Origin of the sequence: Planomicrobium sp. MB-3u-38, assembly GCF_002836425.1 — a bacterium.
Classification (GTDB): Bacteria; Bacillota; Bacilli; order Bacillales_A; family Planococcaceae; genus Planococcus; species Planococcus okeanokoites.
Genome location: NZ_PJBO01000071.1, coordinates 160,611 through 176,931, shown reverse-complemented (window position 1 = coordinate 176,931; position 16,321 = coordinate 160,611). Strand labels below are relative to the sequence as shown.

Sequence of the window (16,321 nt, the reverse complement as noted above, 5' to 3'; positions counted from 1 at the left end):
AGTTGTTTATTGACGTTTTGCTGTTCAGTTTTCAAGGTTCAAATGATAACGCCGCGCTCATTGGCGACTTTATTAATATATCCTGTTTAAGCTGCGAAGTCAATACTATTTTAAAATATTTTTTCGGGCTGTTTTAAGGACATGTATTAATATAAACCCTTGACCGATAAAAATCAAGGGAAAACCTTAAAAAAGATTTTTTTTACTTTTTCATAGTCTATTATAAAGAACATTATCCCCAAAATCACTACTGTTCCACCTATGATTTGACTGGCGTTCAAATACTCTCCAAGTATAAAGTAAGCTAATACAGCTGCCCCAACTGGTTCAAAAAGTATTGCAATGGATATCACATTGGTGCTCACCCACTTTAACGCCCAATTAAAGAGCGTATGCCCCAGGAGGTTTGGAATAATAGCCAAAAGCACAAACCACATCCATTCTTGAGCTGGATACGGTCCAAAAGATTCACCTTTTAAAACTATATAGAAGAATAATGTTATTGTACTAACGCCATAAACTACAAATGTATACGTCACCAACGAAAGACGTTTTCGGATATCTTGGCCGAATAATAAATAAGCTGTTATTAATGCACAGGCAATCAACGCTAGAATATCGCCAAATAATGCTTGTCCACTTATTTTAAAATCTCCATATGCTATTAAAACGCTGCCGCCGATTGCTATAAGTGCTGAAACAATTGTTTTGACAGACAACTTTTCTTTAAAGAAAAAATAAGTGCCAGCAAATGCAAATAGCGGCTGCAATGTAACCAGCACCGTCGAGCTAGCTACACTGGTATAGTTTAAAGACTCAAACCATAGTATAAAATGAAAAGCTAAAAATATACCGGCTATGGTTGTAAAGAGCCAATCTCTTTTGCTTAGCTTTTTTACTTCATGGGTATATTTAAAAAAGAATAATGGACTCATGATCAGTATTGAAAATAACATTCTATAAAATGCAGTCACTCCTGAGTCAGCATTTGTCATTTTCACAAATATTGCAGACATTGCAACTGATATTACACCTACTATAATTGGAATATAGGGATGGATTGCTGATTTTTCCATGCTTGCACCTCAAATTTCATTCTCTGATGTAATTAAATCATTAAAGATTAGTTTGCCATTTACAACTAATAGAAGCAACCAGAAATAAAGATCGGGGGGTTAATAATGGAATTTTTCAGTGCTTTACAGATTTCTTCTGTAGAAACTTTTCTCAAACTGCTTATTGCAGCTGCACTCAGTTTAGTTATTGGATTAGAAAGAGAATTAAAACGGAAGCCCGTCGGATTAAAAACGAGTGTTGTAATTTCTACATTCAGCTGTCTGTTAACTATTATATCCATCGAATCAGCATATATTGCGCAAGGCAGTGAATATGAAAATGTAAATATTACGATGGACCCTTTACGTTTAGCCGCTCAGATTGTTTCAGGAATCGGCTTTCTTGGAGCTGGAGTAATCCTTAAAAGAGGAAATGATTCCATATCGGGTTTGACCACCGCTGCAATGATATGGGGAGCTGGAGGTATCGGTATAGCTGTCGCTGCCGGATTTTATTTAGAAGCTACACTTACAGTTCTGATCGTATTGCTGGCTATAGAATTATTGCCGCCTTTGATGATTAAGCTGGGACCTGCACGACTTCGAATGACAGAGGCAACTGTAAGAATATTTATAGTGGAAAGACAATTTATCAAACCAGTCATTGATGAGCTTAAAAAATCCGGAATTGCCATCGAAGGCATTTCCATTACACATCCAGATAATGAAAAAAATACTGGGTCAGGTTACCATGAACTTTTTATCCGCGTTTCATATCTTCAAGAAAAAGATACGCTGGATTTATATCAGGATCTATATTCCATAGACAATGTCGAACAAGTGGATATTGAAATCACGAATTAAAAAACTGCTTGAGCTGAATGGCTCAAGCAGTTTTTTATATTATACAGACGCTTGCAGGATATCACGCACGTCTTTATCATTCAGCTTATTGAAGTTGCCGAACTCTCCATACACTAATGTTTTTTCGATAATGGATTCGAAATTGGAATCATCAATGTTGTAGTCTTCAAGTTTAGATGGCGCTCCCAACGACGTCCAAAATGCCGACAAACGATCAATGCCTTCCAGAGCTGTTTCTTCATCAGACTTGCCCTCACTATCAACTCCAAATACGCGGACAGCCAATTGAGCGAATCTCTCTGGGTTCACTTTGACATTATGGCGCATCCAGTGCGGGAACAGAATTGCCAAACCTCCTGCATGCGGAATGTCATAGACCGCAGAAACCGCATGTTCAATATTATGCGTCGCCCAGTCTCCGTTATAACCCATTTGCAAGAAGTTATTCAACCCCATAGTTCCTGCAAAGAGAATCGTTTCTCTGTGCTCATAGCTCTGCAGATCTTCCATAAGTTTCGGAGCTGTGTCGATCACTGCCCGCAATACCCCTTCAATCATCTGATCCTGCACTGGCGTATTTTTTGCATTGTGGAAATATTGCTCGAACATGTGGGACATCATATCAACAACCCCATAAACCGTTTGGTCTTCAGGAACAGTCATTGTATATGTAGGATCCAATACCGAGAATTTCGGGAATGAAAGAGGACTACCCCACCCATATTTTTCTTGTGTTTCTTCATTAGTAATAACTGATCCAGCATTCATCTCGGAGCCTGTTGCAGCTAGTGTCAGCACCGTTCCGAATGGCAAGGCCTCTTTTGGCTGGGCTTTGCGGGAAACAAAGTCCCATGCATCACCGTCATATTTAGCTCCCGAGGCAATAAGTTTTGTACAGTCAATAACTGAACCTCCACCTACAGCCAATAGTACGTCGATATTTTCTTTTTTGCAGATTTCGATGCCTTTTTTTGCTGTAGATAAACGAGGATTCGGCTCTACACCCGCAAGTTCGAATACTTCCATTCCTGCAGAAGCCAAATTTTCCATAACTTCATCATATAAGCCGTTTTTCTTGATGCTTCCCCCGCCGTATACAACGAGAACTTTATTGCCGTATTGAGGCAACTCAGATTTAATAGCCTCTAGTTGGCCTTTACCGAAAATTAGTTTAACCGGATTGTAAAATGTGAATTTATTCAAAATAATTCAGCCTCCTTTTCCTCATTTATTATGTAGCTTCTGATTTTCAATTGCAAAAGATTGGATTAGAAAAACCGCTCGGATTTAAAATCCAAGCGGTTTTCGATGTTTTATACCCAGCCACGGAATCGCGCGGCTTCAGCTGTTCTGCGGGCTCCAACCATATAGGCTGCGAGACGCATATCGATATTACGTGTAGTAGCAACATTGTAGATGTTTTCGAAAGCATCAACCAATTTCTTATTAAGTCTTTCGTCCACTTCTTCCTGTGTCCAGTAATAGCCCTGGTTATTCTGCACCCACTCAAAGTAGGATACAGTAACGCCGCCGGCACTTGCAAGAACATCAGGCACCAACAGGATTCCACGATCAGTAAGCATTTTCGTCGCTTCTGCTGTCGTAGGGCCGTTGGCTGCTTCAACAACAATTGAAGCCTTGATATCATTGGCATTTTCTTCTGTAATCTGGTTAGAGATTGCAGCAGGCACAAGGATATCACAATCAAGTTCAAATAATTCTTTGTTAGTGATTGTGTTGTCGAACAGGTTTGTCACCGTTCCGAAGCTATCCCGGCGATCAAGAAGATAATCGATATCCAGGCCGTTCGGATCGTGCAGCGCACCATATGCGTCAGAGATGCCGACAACTTTAGCTCCAGCATCGTGAAGGAATTTCGCCAGGAAACTGCCAGCGTTGCCGAATCCCTGGATTACTACACGCGCACCTTTCATTTCCAGACCGCGTTTTTTAGCTGCTTCATTGATGACAATTGTAACACCTTGTGCAGTCGCTTTATCGCGCCCTTGCGAACCGCCAAGTACAATCGGCTTGCCTGTAATAAAACCAGGCGAGTTGAATTCATCAATTTTGCTGTATTCGTCGAACATCCAGGCCATAATTTGTGAATTCGTAAAGACGTCCGGTGCTGGAATATCTTTGTTCGGTCCAACTATCTGACTGATGGCACGGACATAACCGCGGCTCAACTTTTCAATCTCGTGCATGGACATTTCACGCGGATCACAAATGATCCCGCCTTTACCGCCGCCGTATGGAAGGTCGACAATACCACATTTCAAAGTCATCCACATGGATAGAGCCATAACTTCTTCACGATTGACATCCGGGTGGAAGCGTACGCCCCCCTTAGTAGGTCCTACCGCGTCGTTATGCTGTGCACGAAATCCTGTAAATACTTTCGTTTTTCCATCATCCATACGAACTGGAATACGGACTTCCATGATTCGCATAGGTTCTTTCAGTAGTTCGTACATCGATTCTTCGTATCCAAGCTTTTCCAATGCAGTTCTGATAACGTTCTGCGTTGACGTCAACAAGTTCAAGTTTTCAGCCATTTTATTAGTTCGCCTCTTTGTATTTTAGTAATTACTCCGCATACAGTGTAACACAGTTCAGTAAGCGTTTGCCATATAGATCTTATTTAGTGAATACTTTGCGGATCCGCTCCAAAGCCCAGTCAAGGTCTTCCTTGCTGATAATCAACGGCGGCGCGAATCGGATAACCGTATCATGTGTTTCTTTGCACAATAAACCGAGTTCTTTCAATTCTTCACAATATGGCCGTGCAGCTTCACTCAATTCCATTCCAATAAATAAACCGCGTCCACGAACTTCTTTAATAGAAGGATGTGAAATTTCTTTCAGTTGATTCATGAAATATTCGCCCAGTTCCTGTGAACGGTCAGCCAGCTTCTCGTCCTGCAGAACTTCGATTGACGCAATGGATACCGCACATGCCAATGGATTTCCGCCGAATGTTGAACCGTGGGATCCCGGATTGAAAACACCAAGGATTTCGTGATCTGCTACAACACAGGAGATCGGGAATACGCCGCCTCCAAGTGCTTTCCCCAGAATATACATGTCCGGGTCAACATCTTCCCATTCACAAGCGAACATTTTACCAGTACGGCCAAGACCAGCCTGAATTTCATCAGCAATGAAAAGCACGTTGTTTTCACGGCATAGTTCTCTTGCAGCTTTCATGAATCCTGGGGGCGGAATGATGATTCCCGCTTCGCCTTGGATCGGTTCGATTAAAAATGCAGCTGTATTTGGAGTAATCGCATTCTTTAAAGCGTCCAAATCACCGTAAGGAACGATGTTGATGCCCGGAAGCATCGGTCCGAATCCTTTGCGGTATTCAGGGTCTGATGACAATGAAACAGCTGTCATCGTACGGCCGTGGAAGTTTCCTTCGCAGGCGATAATTTCCGCTTTGTTTTCTTCAACGCCTTTAACATTATATGCCCAGCGGCGAGCTGCTTTCACAGCCGTTTCGACTGCTTCTGCACCAGTATTCATCGGCAGAGCCATTTCTTTGCCGGAAACTTTGCAGATCATTTCATACCACGGCGCCAGCATATCGTTATGGAAAGCACGCGAAGTCAACGTCACACGGTCAGCCTGGTCTTTCAGCGCCTGTATGATTTTTGGATGGCGGTGGCCCTGGTTGACAGCGGAATACGCAGACAGCATGTCCATAAATTTATTGCCTTCCGGATCTTTCACCCATACACCCTCAGCTTCCGCAATGACGATTGGAAGCGGATGGTAGTTCGGTGCACCGTATTTTTCAGTTTGGTTGATAATCTCTTGAGTCTTAGTCATTTAAAATTCCTCCTTTTGAAAAAGGCAGACCATCAGTCTGCCTTCTCATCTATATTTACCTACCCATTAAAATGCTGATTAGAACATTTCGGAAGTTGTTTTTGCTTGCATGTGAAGCGCGATGTAATCAGGTCCGCCCGCTTTTGAATCTGTACCTGACATGTTGAATCCGCCGAAAGATTGATAGCCGACGATTGCGCCAGTGCATCCACGGTTGAAGTACAGGTTACCTACGTGGAATTCTTCACGCGCGTATTCAAGATGTTCGCGGTTGTTCGTGATTACGCCACCAGTCAAACCGTACTCGGTGTTATTGGCGATATCGATCGCTTCTTTGAAATCTTTCGCTTTCATCAATCCGACAACCGGCCCGAAAATTTCTTCCTGCATAATGCGGGCTTTTGGATCAAGATCAGCAAAAACTGTAGGGTTTACGAAGAAACCTTTTGAATCGTCTCCGTCTCCGCCTGCTACCAGACGGCCTTCACCTTTGCCGATTTCGATATAATCCATGATTTTTTTATAAGAGTTGCCGTCAATGACCGGCCCCATATAGTTGTTCTGATCAACCGGATTACCGATCGTCAATTCTTTCGTCAATTCAATTACACGCTCAAGAACTTGATCATAAGCATCTTCAACTATAACTGCACGGGATCCTGCAGAACATTTCTGTCCGCTGAAACCGAATGCTGATTTTACAATCGACTGCGCTGCAAGTTCAAGGTCGCCGTCAGAATCGATGACCATCGTGTTTTTACCGCCCATTTCGGCAATCAGGCGTTTCATCCAGATTTGGCCTTCGTTGACTTTTGAAGAACGTTCCGCGATGCGAAGACCTACTTCTTTTGAACCTGTGAATGAGATGAAGCGAGTGTTCGGGTGGTCAACAAGGTAGTCGCCTACTTCAGAACCTGGTCCTGGAATGTAGTTAACGACGCCTTTTGGCATACCTGCTTCTTCAAGCACTTCGATGAATTTATATGCTACTACAGGTGTTGTAGAAGCTGGTTTCAATAGGACTGTATTGCCGGCAACCATTGCCGCAACAGTCGTACCGGCCATAATCGCGAATGCGAAGTTCCATGGTGAAATGACAACGCCTACTCCAAGAGGAATATAGTCATAGCGGTTGTATTCGCCTGGACGGCTTTCCATTGGTCTGCCATCTTTCATTTCAAGCATCTGGCGGCCGTAATATTCAAGGAAATCGATTGCTTCTGCAGTGTCTGCATCCGCTTCGTTCCATGGTTTGCCTGCTTCTTTTGTCAGCAAAGCTGAGAATTCATGCTTGCGGCGGCGGATGATTGCCGCTGCTCTGAACAATACATCTGCACGTACTTCAGGTTTTACTTTCTTCCAAGTCTTAAAGGCTTCATCAGCAGACTGCATCGCCTTTTCAGCCAATTCTCTGTTTGATTTTGAAACGCGGCCGATAATCTCTTCCTTATTTGCCGGGTTGAATGAAACAATTTTATCATCAGTCGTAACTCGCTCTCCACCGATGATCAATGGATAGTCCTGGCCAAGGTATGCCTCGACAGTTTTCAAGCCTTCCAAATAATCGTTGCGGTTCTTGTCGATCGAGAAATCTGTAAATGGTTCGTGTTTGTAGGGAATCATTATAAATCCTCCTTGAATATGGTTTAAGCGCAAAAAAAATTTGCACTTATAAAGCGTTTCCACTTATAATAATGCAAAAGATCTCTGCATAATTCAAGCATTTTCATTTGAAATATTAAAAAAATTTTGGGGTGGCTAACATGAAGCAAGTGAAAGTGGATCTTAACCCATTTTATAAATTCGCTTCAGAGCATGTGGGAGTAGGTGTCCATGCTGTTGATCCGAAAGGGAAGACGATTTTGTACAATAAAAAGATGAAAGATATCGAAGGATTCGATTTTGAGGAATTGGCTGATCGGTCGCTGCTGGAAATGTTCCGTTTTGACCAAGCTGAAAGCACTTTGCTGAAAGTTCTGCAAAGCGGGTCTCCGGTTCTGAATTCCAAACAGACGTACTGGAATCGCAAAGGACAGGAAATCACAACAATCAACGACACATATCCCGTGTACGAAAACGGCCAAATGATCGGCGCCATCGAATTGGCGCGCGATGTGACGACTTTAGAGAAGGTCGTCTATCAGCCATTGAAGAAATACGAGGAACCGATTACGTTCAATAGCATCACGGCAGTTTCGGCAAGCATGAAAAAAGTGATTGCTACAGCCGAGAAAGCGGCTTTGGCAAAACTGCCCGTCCTGTTGGTTGGCGAATCAGGCACAGGCAAGGAATTGATCGCTGAGGCAATACACCGTGCACACCACGATGGGTCTGAAGAGATGTCGATCCTCTTTTCCCACGGCACTTCAACGGATTCGATCACTCAGTTATCAGCGGAAATGAAGAACCGGGCTGGCGGCACTGTATATTGCGAGCGAATTGATATGCTTTCGATCCCTTTGCAATTGAAACTTCTTGAAATGGTCAAGGAACATTCTGGCAGCGATGTTTATTTCATCGCCAGTGTCGGTGAAGATCCCGTTGAATTGATAGCGGCTCAGAAATTATTGAAGGAACTGTATTATTTCTTTTCAGCGATAGCTATTCCCATTCAGCCGCTTCGCAGAAGAAAAGAAGACATCCTGCCATTCGTCACTGATTATTTCTCGCGGCACCGGATGAAATTCGGTTCCATGGTGCGGCGGGTTGACGGACAGGTTGAAAAATTGCTGCTATCATATGAATGGCCGGGGAATTTGAAGGAATTGGAGTTGCTGCTCGATGAAATCACTTCCATGCTGACGACTGAAGAAACGGTCGGTGTGGAGTTGCTCCCCTACCATTTCAAGTTGAAAACGGAAAAGATAGGAACTCTTCAGCCGGAGGATTTTATTGTGCAATCCAATAAAGAACTGCTTCCACTGGAAGAGTATTTGTTTGAAGCTGAAATCTATTACCTGCAAAAAGCGATGGACCTGCATAACGGCAATGTCACGAAAGCTGCTGCGTCACTTGGCATGAGCCGGCAGAACTTGCAGTACCGCTTACGGAAAATAAAAAAAAATGAAGCACAGACGTGATGTCTGTGCTTCATTTTTCGCTTTTCTTACTGTCCAGACTCCAGCACCCAGCTCTTCGGGTCATAAGCCAGCCCAGCTCTGCGGTCAGGACCGCGCCGCTGTTCTGTCTTATGCCTTTCAGAGCTTAACGGGCGCTTTCGCTTTTCTTAACTGTCCAGACTCCAGCACCCAGCTCTTCGGGTCATAAGCCAGCCCAGCTCTGCGGTCAGGACCGCGCCGCTGTTCTGTCTTATGCCTTTCAGAGCTTAACGGGCGCTTTCACTTTTCTTACTGTCCAGAGCGCTTGATCCACTCTTGCATTTTGTCTTTCAACGAATTGAATCCTTCTGAATCATTTTCGTTTACATGTGACTGAAGTGATTGTTTCGGCTTTTCTGTGCGTTGAGCCGCTGGTGGCTGCTCCTGTAATGCACGGATTGAAAGGCTGATTTTTTTCGATTTCTCATCAACTTCCAAAACTTTAACATCAACTTCCTGTCCAACTGACAGATACTCGCTTACTTCTTTTACGTAACCGTGAGTAATTTCAGAGATGTGGACCAAGCCTTGAGTCTGTTCGTCAAGTGCCACGAAAGCTCCGTATGGCTGGATTCCTGTTACTTTACCTGATACTGTGTCACCTGTTTGATATGCTTTTGTCATGTTCTACCCGCTCCTAGTCTTGTCTATATTATCCTATACACCTATTGGCATCTGTATATTATAGCACAGATAGATGAGCTGCGTAAAATTAATAGCCGAACATGTCTAAAATCATCCAGGAATCCTCCACTTTTTCCATCTGTAAATAGCGCCTGTCATCCATTGAATCTGATTTCATACTGATATCGACGCCGCCATGTATTCGATTAGAGCCAGCGTTAATAGCATCTGCAGTAAACGAAATACCGGTCATTTTCGAATAAGCTATCAGATGGCCATTCATCCATCGTTGCTTAAACATGTCGTCGCTGATGGTATCGTCCATTTCATTCACCAGCAATCTCATCGTTTTAACATCTTCATTTTCGAGAGCCAGCAGGAAAATTCCAGCAATTTCTGCTGGAGTAGCCAGTTGGATGGCATCCCTTTTTCCGCTCTCCGCAATGTTCTTATAGTAGTTCTGGACTTTGGCGTCATAACCTTCGAAATTCTCTTCTTTAGTGTAATGCTCGTTTATCTGATGCTGCATCAGCCAAATTTTGTCCCGTTCAGTTATTAGGGTAAAGTAATTGGCTCCCATCTGGTATTCTATGCCGGCTTCGACAGGCTGTCCAAAAGCTGTAATATAAATCTTTCTGCCTTGTCGGTGCAAATTATCACTGAAAATCTCTATGTTTCGCATGGTCTCCGTAATCTCTGGTTGTTCTCTCCACTTTTTGGTGTACTCCTCTAAAGATGGCTTTAGCTCATCATCAGCTGTCAGATGCCACATCGTTTCAATATCTTCAATTTTATTGGCATAATAATACAGCTTGATGATGTCCATCGGTTCAACTCCAGACAGAAGTTGAGGATCGTATGTTGCTGAGAATTCCTCATATAGCGGTTGAATATCGCTGTAATCGTAGTCTTCCAAATCAAATCTCATTGTTTCTATCTGCAAATCGCCATTTGGCAGTTTTGCAGCCAGTTCGCCGCTGTTTTCCAGGTCAATTGCATAAAGAATATCCGGGTATGCAAGCTGGTCGTAATGCGCGGATTCTCTCCAGCCGCTTTCTTCGAATTCTTCCAGAATCGGCAGCATCAAAAAAGTGACCGGATTGCTGTTGTACTGAAGCAAACTTTCCCAGGCAATCTGGAATTCTTCTTTCACCACTGCTTTATCGTCAAAAACTTCGATATGTTCGTCCCCTTTCAATAATGTAAAGAAAGCAGTCAGCAATTGTGGCTCAACTTCACCTTTCAATACCGGATCTGCAAGCGGATCACTCATGAATGCCGACATCGTAACGATCGTTTGGGGCAACAGTTCCACCGGCCATAGCATACCCGTCTCGTCAAAAACTGGCGTACTCCACAGAATGTCCAGGTATTGACTGCTTATCATATCCGACCCAAATGGATGTACTTGATAGAATTTGGTGATATCCCTCATAGTACGGAAGCGCTCTTCGTTGGGATGGACTGAATATTGGAAAGTATATTCTCTTAAAGAAGATGTCAGATTTTCAATTTCCTCCGGATAGTCCTGACGGCTATGCATGAGTTTTTCCGGAGACAGCAGACCGTTCACTTCCGCCGTCATCAGTTCGTCTTTATATTTTTCCAGCAAACCGTCGGCTATTGTCATCAACTGCTCTGTTTTTTCCGTATAAATCACGAGGAATTTACTGGTTTCTGAACTTAAGATTCTATAGTTCTCAACAGAATCAAGCATCCCTTTCGGCGTATGGATATTCCACATCAGGACATCGACCTGTTCTTGCATCCGTTCAGGATCATCCTGAAGCTGCTTTACATTTTGGCGGCTGAAAGTACGCTCTTTTAGAGCATCCGCTTTTTTGACATATTCCAGCTGTTCGAAAGTTTCCATCGATAAACCAAGGCTTTCAGGTGCTGCTGTACGGATCTCTTCGTACTCAGCTTCCCATTTTTGGACCATCGCCTTGGTGACGGTCGTCGGATTCTCTTCTTCTGCGGCTGACTGTTGAGTTTCGACAGGCTGCTCGTTGAATAAAAAGGAAGCGCCGATTACTGTCGACAGAAATAAACTTATACCAGCTAAAGTAGCCAATGTTTTCTTATTGACCGATGTTTTCTCTTCTCTTTTCATTTCAGCAGGCAGTTCTTCTGCCACGATTACTTCTTCAGGTATAATCTCATCCATTTCGATGAATTGGACTCTGCTATAGGATTTTGCAAGTAAGTCCAGCCGCTTTTGCACATCTCCATCACTTTCAATAATGAGGGACTTTTTTAATTCAGATTGTGCTTCACTTATAGCCGAATCAGCGGAGCTTTCAGATAAACCTAGGATGTCCGCAACATCGTGATGATCTTTCCCATGGAATTGAAAAAGGATCAGCGCCAATTTTTCAATTAGCGAAATCTCTTGGATCGCTTTATGTGTTTCTTTATCTTCCTCGAACTTCAAAGCAAGTTCATTGGACCTTTCACTTTGAGCCAGCTGTTCGTCTTTCAATATTCGAAATGCCGATTCGTATATTTTATTGTCAGCGTTATTTGCTTCAATGGCTTTAATGTTGTTGCTGAAATCCTTGAGGACTTGCAGCCGAAAATAGCTGATGTTCTCTTCTGCAATGCCGGCTTGGTATGCGAACTGGGCAATCGCTGGCGCAAAGCTCCTGCTCCAGGCAATCAACGCCTCTTTGTCACCCGCTTTTGCTCTATTTAACAAATCATCTGTTTGCATTCGAAGAACCCCTTTTAAAATTGAAATATTCAATCTCTTCCTTTATATGTTTATTATACGCTACGAAATCAGTGAAGTTTCAAATTTATCTATTTTTTTGCGGGTTGCTCGTGTAGAATGAAAAAATCTACTTGAAATAGGAGTGAAAACAATGGAGAAACGTGAGCAATGGGCATCAAAACTCGGATTCATCCTGGCAGCTGCCGGCAGTGCCATCGGACTGGGTGCAATCTGGAAATTCCCTTATGAAACAGGTGCCAACGGAGGCAGTGTTTTTATATTATTATTCATCATCAGCACCATATTCATCGGACTGCCGATTTTGCTCGCAGAATTTGTTATCGGACGCCGGGGACAGGCTGATGCCGTCACCGGTCTTAAGAAACAGGCTCCGGGTAAACCTTGGTTTCTGATCGGCTGGTCAGGATTCATCTTCGCATTCCTGATCCTGTCTTTCTATAGTGTAGTCGGCGGATGGATCCTTTCCTACCTGGTGAGGGCGATTCTATTCCAATTATCCGATTACAGCGACAGCGGCTTTGGGGAATTGTTCACGAATATCATCTCGAATCCTTTAGAAGTCCTGATAGCACAAGCCGCATTCATGTTCTTGACGATTTTCATCGTACAAGGCGGCATCAAATCGGGTATTGAACGTGCCAGCAAAATCATGATGCCGGCGTTGCTGATTTTTTTCGTCATTCTGATGATCAGATCATTGACATTGGACGGCGCAATGGAAGGCGTAAAGTTCATGTTTGTGCCGGATTGGTCTTTCTTTAATTTTGATACTGCATTGACCGCTCTTGGTCAGGCGTTCTTTTCACTGAGTGTCGGAGTTGCAGGGATGATCACTTATGCTTCCTATTTGCCGAAGACAGAAAATCTGGGCCGTTCCGCGGTAAGTGTTGTGACATTGAATATCGTCATTTCGATTATGGCGGGACTGATTATCTTTCCGGCCGTCTTTGCTTTGGATTATCTGCCGGACCAGGGACCAGGTCTTGTGTTTATCATCTTGCCGGCAATATTCAATGAATTATTCATGGGCCAGTTCCTGATCATCCTATTCTTTATCCTGCTTCTTTTCGCAACATTGACTTCTTCCATTTCAATGCTTGAAATCACTGTCTCGATAGCAGTCAAGGATAAATATGATAAACGCGGTAAAATTTCATGGCTTGCGGGACTCGCGATTTTCATTGTCGGGATTCCAAGCGCATTATCATACGGCGTCTTTTCAGATCCAATATTCTTCGGCTACACATTCTTCGATTTCATTGATATTTTGACGAGCCGAATCGGCCTGCCGATGGGAGCGCTATTCATCTCGTTATTTGCCGGCTATGTGTTGACCAAGCAAGACGCGCATGCTGAAATGCACGAACAGCAACGGCTCGTGGATGTCTGGCGTGTACTTTTACGCTATGTTGCGCCAGTGGCGATTATTTTTGTCTTTGTGCAGGGAATCATCGGTATCTTCTGATAACTGTTCTGAAAATGACATAATTTCGCAAAACGAAACGCTTGCTTTATGTTATGCTTTATTTAGAAGAAAGTACCATTTAAAAAAGGAGTGTATGAATATGCGTAAAGATTTACACGCCCAGCTTAAATTCCTGCGGGAAGAGCGCAATTTGTCCCTCGACGATCTTGCCTTAAAAACAAGAGTCGGAGTGGCGCGACTTCACTCATATGAAACAGGAGAGGAAATCCCTTCTGTCCAGACCATCATGAAGCTTTCGAATGCACTTGAAGTTCCCGCTTCCAATCTGCTGGACGGAATGGAACCTGTAGAACAATAAAGAAAAAGAGTTTCCGGCCATCAATAGCCGGAAACTCTTTTTCTAATTATATGATGTTTTTCGCTTCAAATTTCAATGCCAACAGTTTATAGGAAACAGCCACACATTTCTCCAGCGGTATCCAGATCCCGAATGAGATTTGATAGATGCTTTGAATCTGTTTCGCCAGTCCACTCGGATCATCAAGCAGCTGCAGCTGTTCAATCACATCAATAATCGGATTACTATACATACCTCCGCCCAAAGCGAGAGGGTCCCATTCTTCCATTATAATTCCAGCCTGCTTATTCATTTCTTCGTTAACCATAAGTTTTTCACCTAACATTCTGTTGTGCTAACAGCTATAATATCATAGAAACCTAAAAGAAAAGAGGAGATTGTGTTGAGTTTATTCGAAGACGTGCATGAACGAAGAAAAACCCGCTCAGTCAAATGGGATCTGATGGAGATGATCTACGAAGTGGAAGATGCATCAGAAATATTGCCACTATGGGTCGCAGACATGGATTTCCCAGCTCCTCCCCCTGTTACGGAAGCGCTTAAAAACAGGCTTGAGCATCCGATCCTTGGCTATACGTACATGGATGAAGAGATTAAGAGCGCGGTGGCAGCCTGGCAGTCCAAGCGCAATGACTGGCAAATCAAAAATGATGAAATCATGTTCCAAACCGGAGTCATTCCTGCGATTGCCGCCATTCTGCAAGTATTTACCAATCCAGGAGACGCAGTGGTTGTTACACCGCCCGTCTACCCGCCATTCTTTTCAATTCCGCAAAACCAGGGAAGAAAAGTGCTTTACAGCGAATTGATAGAAAAAGACGGCGAATTCAGTTTCGACTTCACTGATTTGGAAGAAAAGTTTTCAAAAGCCACCTTCTTCATCTTCTGCCATCCGCATAATCCCGGCGGAAAAGTATGGAAAGAGGATGAAATGAAAGAAATACTTCGCCTGGCAGAAAAACATGATGTACTTATCATTTCGGATGAAATCCACTCAGACCTGGTTCTGAAACCACATCTGCATATTCCATTGGCCAAATTAGCAGGTGATCAGGCGCACCGTATTTTCACTTGCATCGCACCAACCAAAACTTTCAATCTGGCCGGCATTCAAGCTTCGATGCTGATCGTTACAGATCCAAAAAAACGGATGCGCCTGGAAAATCATGCCGCTGCAAATGGCACTGGCATGATGAACGCCTTTGCTCCGGTCGCTTTAAAAGCGGCATATGAAGAAGGAGATGTCTGGCTCGATGAATTACTGGATGTCCTTTCTTCCAATATGGATATGGTGATCAACAAACTGAATGCGGCCATCCCTGCAATTAAAGCGCCTAAACCTGAAGCTACCTATCTGATGTGGCTGGACTGCCGGGGACTTGAAATGAAAGAATCCGAAATTATGGATAAACTGCTGAACGTCGGCAAAGTGGCGTTGGAACCTGGTTCGAAATACGGCGAAGCCGGCACGGGATTCCTGCGTCTGAATGTCGCATGTCCTCCATCAGTCCTCGAAGACGGAGTCAACCGCATTATTAAAGCACTTGGATGAAAGTGCTCCTATAAGCAAGAAAAAGGAAGATCCACTCGGGATCTTCCTTTTTGCTATTCCTGGATGATGTCGATTGATTCGATGACTATATCTTCAACCGGACGATCTCCGTGAATCGTTTCAACTTCAGCGATGGCATCGACGATATCCATGCCTTCGACCACGTGCCCGAATACAGTGTGCTTCCCGTCAAGCCAAGGTGTTCCGCCATTTGTGGCATATTCTTCCCTGACTTCGTCAGGAACTTCGGCAGAAGGCATTCCTTCTTCAGGCAATTCCGGAAGCTGGACAATGAAAAACTGGCTGCCGTTTGTTCCAGGGCCAGCATTTGCCATAGATAATGCACCGCGGAAATTATAAAGTCTGTCAGAAATTTCATCTTCAAAGCCTTCACCGTAAATGCTTTCTCCACCTCGGCCTGTTCCTTCAGGATCTCCACCCTGAATCATGAAATCTTTGATGACCCGATGAAAAATCACGCCGTCATAATAACCATCTTTTGCATGAGTCAGGAAGTTCTCCACTGTTTTGGGAGCGAGTTCCGGAAATAATTTGATCTTGATCGTCCCCATGGATGTGTTCATATCCACCAGTGCTTCGTCTTCTGCGATTTCATCCGTCAATTGCGGAAAATCTCCACTGGATTCCGCAGTCGAAGCAGTTTGTTGTTCGGTCGGTTCTTTGTCTGTTTCATTTGTTTCTTTATCTGCTTCCTGCGATCCGCATGCGGCCAGCAGGGCTGCCGTCATAAATAAAGGCATCAATAATTTTTTCAT

The 16,321-nt window shown here is 43.6% G+C and carries 14 protein-coding genes; 5 read left to right on the top strand and 9 right to left on the bottom strand.

All coding sequences use genetic code 11. From position 1 onward, the window contains the following. Positions 1-173 precede the first annotated feature (173 nt). On the bottom strand, positions 174-1,076 hold the full coding sequence (locus CXF70_RS15105) for a DMT family transporter (protein ID WP_101803340.1): 903 nt from the start codon (positions 1,074-1,076) through the stop codon (positions 174-176). Positions 1,077-1,181: 105 nt separating this feature from the next. On the opposite strand from CXF70_RS15105, the gene CXF70_RS15100 reads away from it, so the two are divergent. Next, the gene (locus CXF70_RS15100; protein WP_101803339.1) at positions 1,182-1,919 is read left to right on the top strand and encodes an MgtC/SapB family protein; all 738 of its coding nucleotides are present in this window, start codon (positions 1,182-1,184) and stop codon (positions 1,917-1,919) included. A 39-nt stretch (positions 1,920-1,958) separates the two neighbouring features. On the opposite strand, the gene CXF70_RS15095 is transcribed toward CXF70_RS15100, so the two are convergent. The 4 genes from CXF70_RS15095 to pruA form a co-directional block, all read right to left on the bottom strand. Beyond that, positions 1,959-3,122 (bottom strand): iron-containing alcohol dehydrogenase, encoded by a 1,164-nt coding sequence (locus CXF70_RS15095; protein WP_101803338.1) that lies wholly within the window; start codon positions 3,120-3,122, stop codon positions 1,959-1,961. A 110-nt stretch (positions 3,123-3,232) separates the two neighbouring features. After that, positions 3,233-4,477, bottom strand: a complete 1,245-nt coding sequence (locus CXF70_RS15090; RefSeq protein ID WP_084242463.1) for a Glu/Leu/Phe/Val family dehydrogenase — start codon at positions 4,475-4,477, stop codon at positions 3,233-3,235. Positions 4,478-4,559: 82 nt separating this feature from the next. Beyond that, on the bottom strand, positions 4,560-5,753 hold the full coding sequence (locus CXF70_RS15085) for an ornithine--oxo-acid transaminase (RefSeq protein WP_101803337.1): 1,194 nt from the start codon (positions 5,751-5,753) through the stop codon (positions 4,560-4,562). Between the two features lie 78 nt (positions 5,754-5,831). Beyond that, positions 5,832-7,376, bottom strand: coding sequence for an L-glutamate gamma-semialdehyde dehydrogenase (gene pruA / locus CXF70_RS15080; RefSeq protein ID WP_101803336.1), 1,545 nt, complete (start codon positions 7,374-7,376; stop codon positions 5,832-5,834). Positions 7,377-7,516: 140 nt separating this feature from the next. Between pruA and CXF70_RS15075 the strand changes: the two genes are divergently transcribed. Further along, positions 7,517-8,833, top strand: a complete 1,317-nt coding sequence (locus tag CXF70_RS15075; protein ID WP_101803335.1) for a sigma 54-interacting transcriptional regulator — start codon at positions 7,517-7,519, stop codon at positions 8,831-8,833. Between the two features lie 267 nt (positions 8,834-9,100). Here CXF70_RS15075 and yugI read toward each other — a convergent pair whose 3' ends face one another. Next, the gene (gene yugI, locus CXF70_RS15070; protein WP_084242467.1) at positions 9,101-9,475 is read right to left on the bottom strand and encodes a S1 domain-containing post-transcriptional regulator GSP13; all 375 of its coding nucleotides are present in this window, start codon (positions 9,473-9,475) and stop codon (positions 9,101-9,103) included. A gap of 88 nt (positions 9,476-9,563) precedes the next feature. After that, positions 9,564-12,188 (bottom strand): RNA polymerase sigma factor, encoded by a 2,625-nt coding sequence (locus tag CXF70_RS15065; protein ID WP_101803334.1) that lies wholly within the window; start codon positions 12,186-12,188, stop codon positions 9,564-9,566. Positions 12,189-12,339: 151 nt separating this feature from the next. On the opposite strand from CXF70_RS15065, the gene CXF70_RS15060 reads away from it, so the two are divergent. Both CXF70_RS15060 and CXF70_RS15055 read left to right on the top strand, forming a co-directional pair. Continuing rightward, positions 12,340-13,674 (top strand): sodium-dependent transporter, encoded by a 1,335-nt coding sequence (locus tag CXF70_RS15060; RefSeq protein WP_101803333.1) that lies wholly within the window; start codon positions 12,340-12,342, stop codon positions 13,672-13,674. Positions 13,675-13,774: 100 nt separating this feature from the next. Then, the gene (locus CXF70_RS15055; protein ID WP_084242470.1) at positions 13,775-13,993 is read left to right on the top strand and encodes a helix-turn-helix domain-containing protein; all 219 of its coding nucleotides are present in this window, start codon (positions 13,775-13,777) and stop codon (positions 13,991-13,993) included. Between the two features lie 46 nt (positions 13,994-14,039). Here CXF70_RS15055 and CXF70_RS15050 read toward each other — a convergent pair whose 3' ends face one another. Further along, positions 14,040-14,300, bottom strand: a complete 261-nt coding sequence (locus tag CXF70_RS15050) for a DUF1871 family protein (protein WP_084242471.1) — start codon at positions 14,298-14,300, stop codon at positions 14,040-14,042. 75 nt (positions 14,301-14,375) lie between these two features. On the opposite strand from CXF70_RS15050, the gene CXF70_RS15045 reads away from it, so the two are divergent. After that, complete coding sequence (locus CXF70_RS15045) at positions 14,376-15,545, top strand: MalY/PatB family protein (protein WP_101803332.1); 1,170 nt, start codon at positions 14,376-14,378, stop codon at positions 15,543-15,545. A 53-nt stretch (positions 15,546-15,598) separates the two neighbouring features. Here CXF70_RS15045 and CXF70_RS15040 read toward each other — a convergent pair whose 3' ends face one another. Further along, positions 15,599-16,321 carry a peptidylprolyl isomerase gene (locus CXF70_RS15040; RefSeq protein WP_101803346.1) on the bottom strand — a complete coding sequence of 241 codons (723 nt, stop codon included), beginning with the start codon at positions 16,319-16,321 and terminating at the stop codon, positions 15,599-15,601.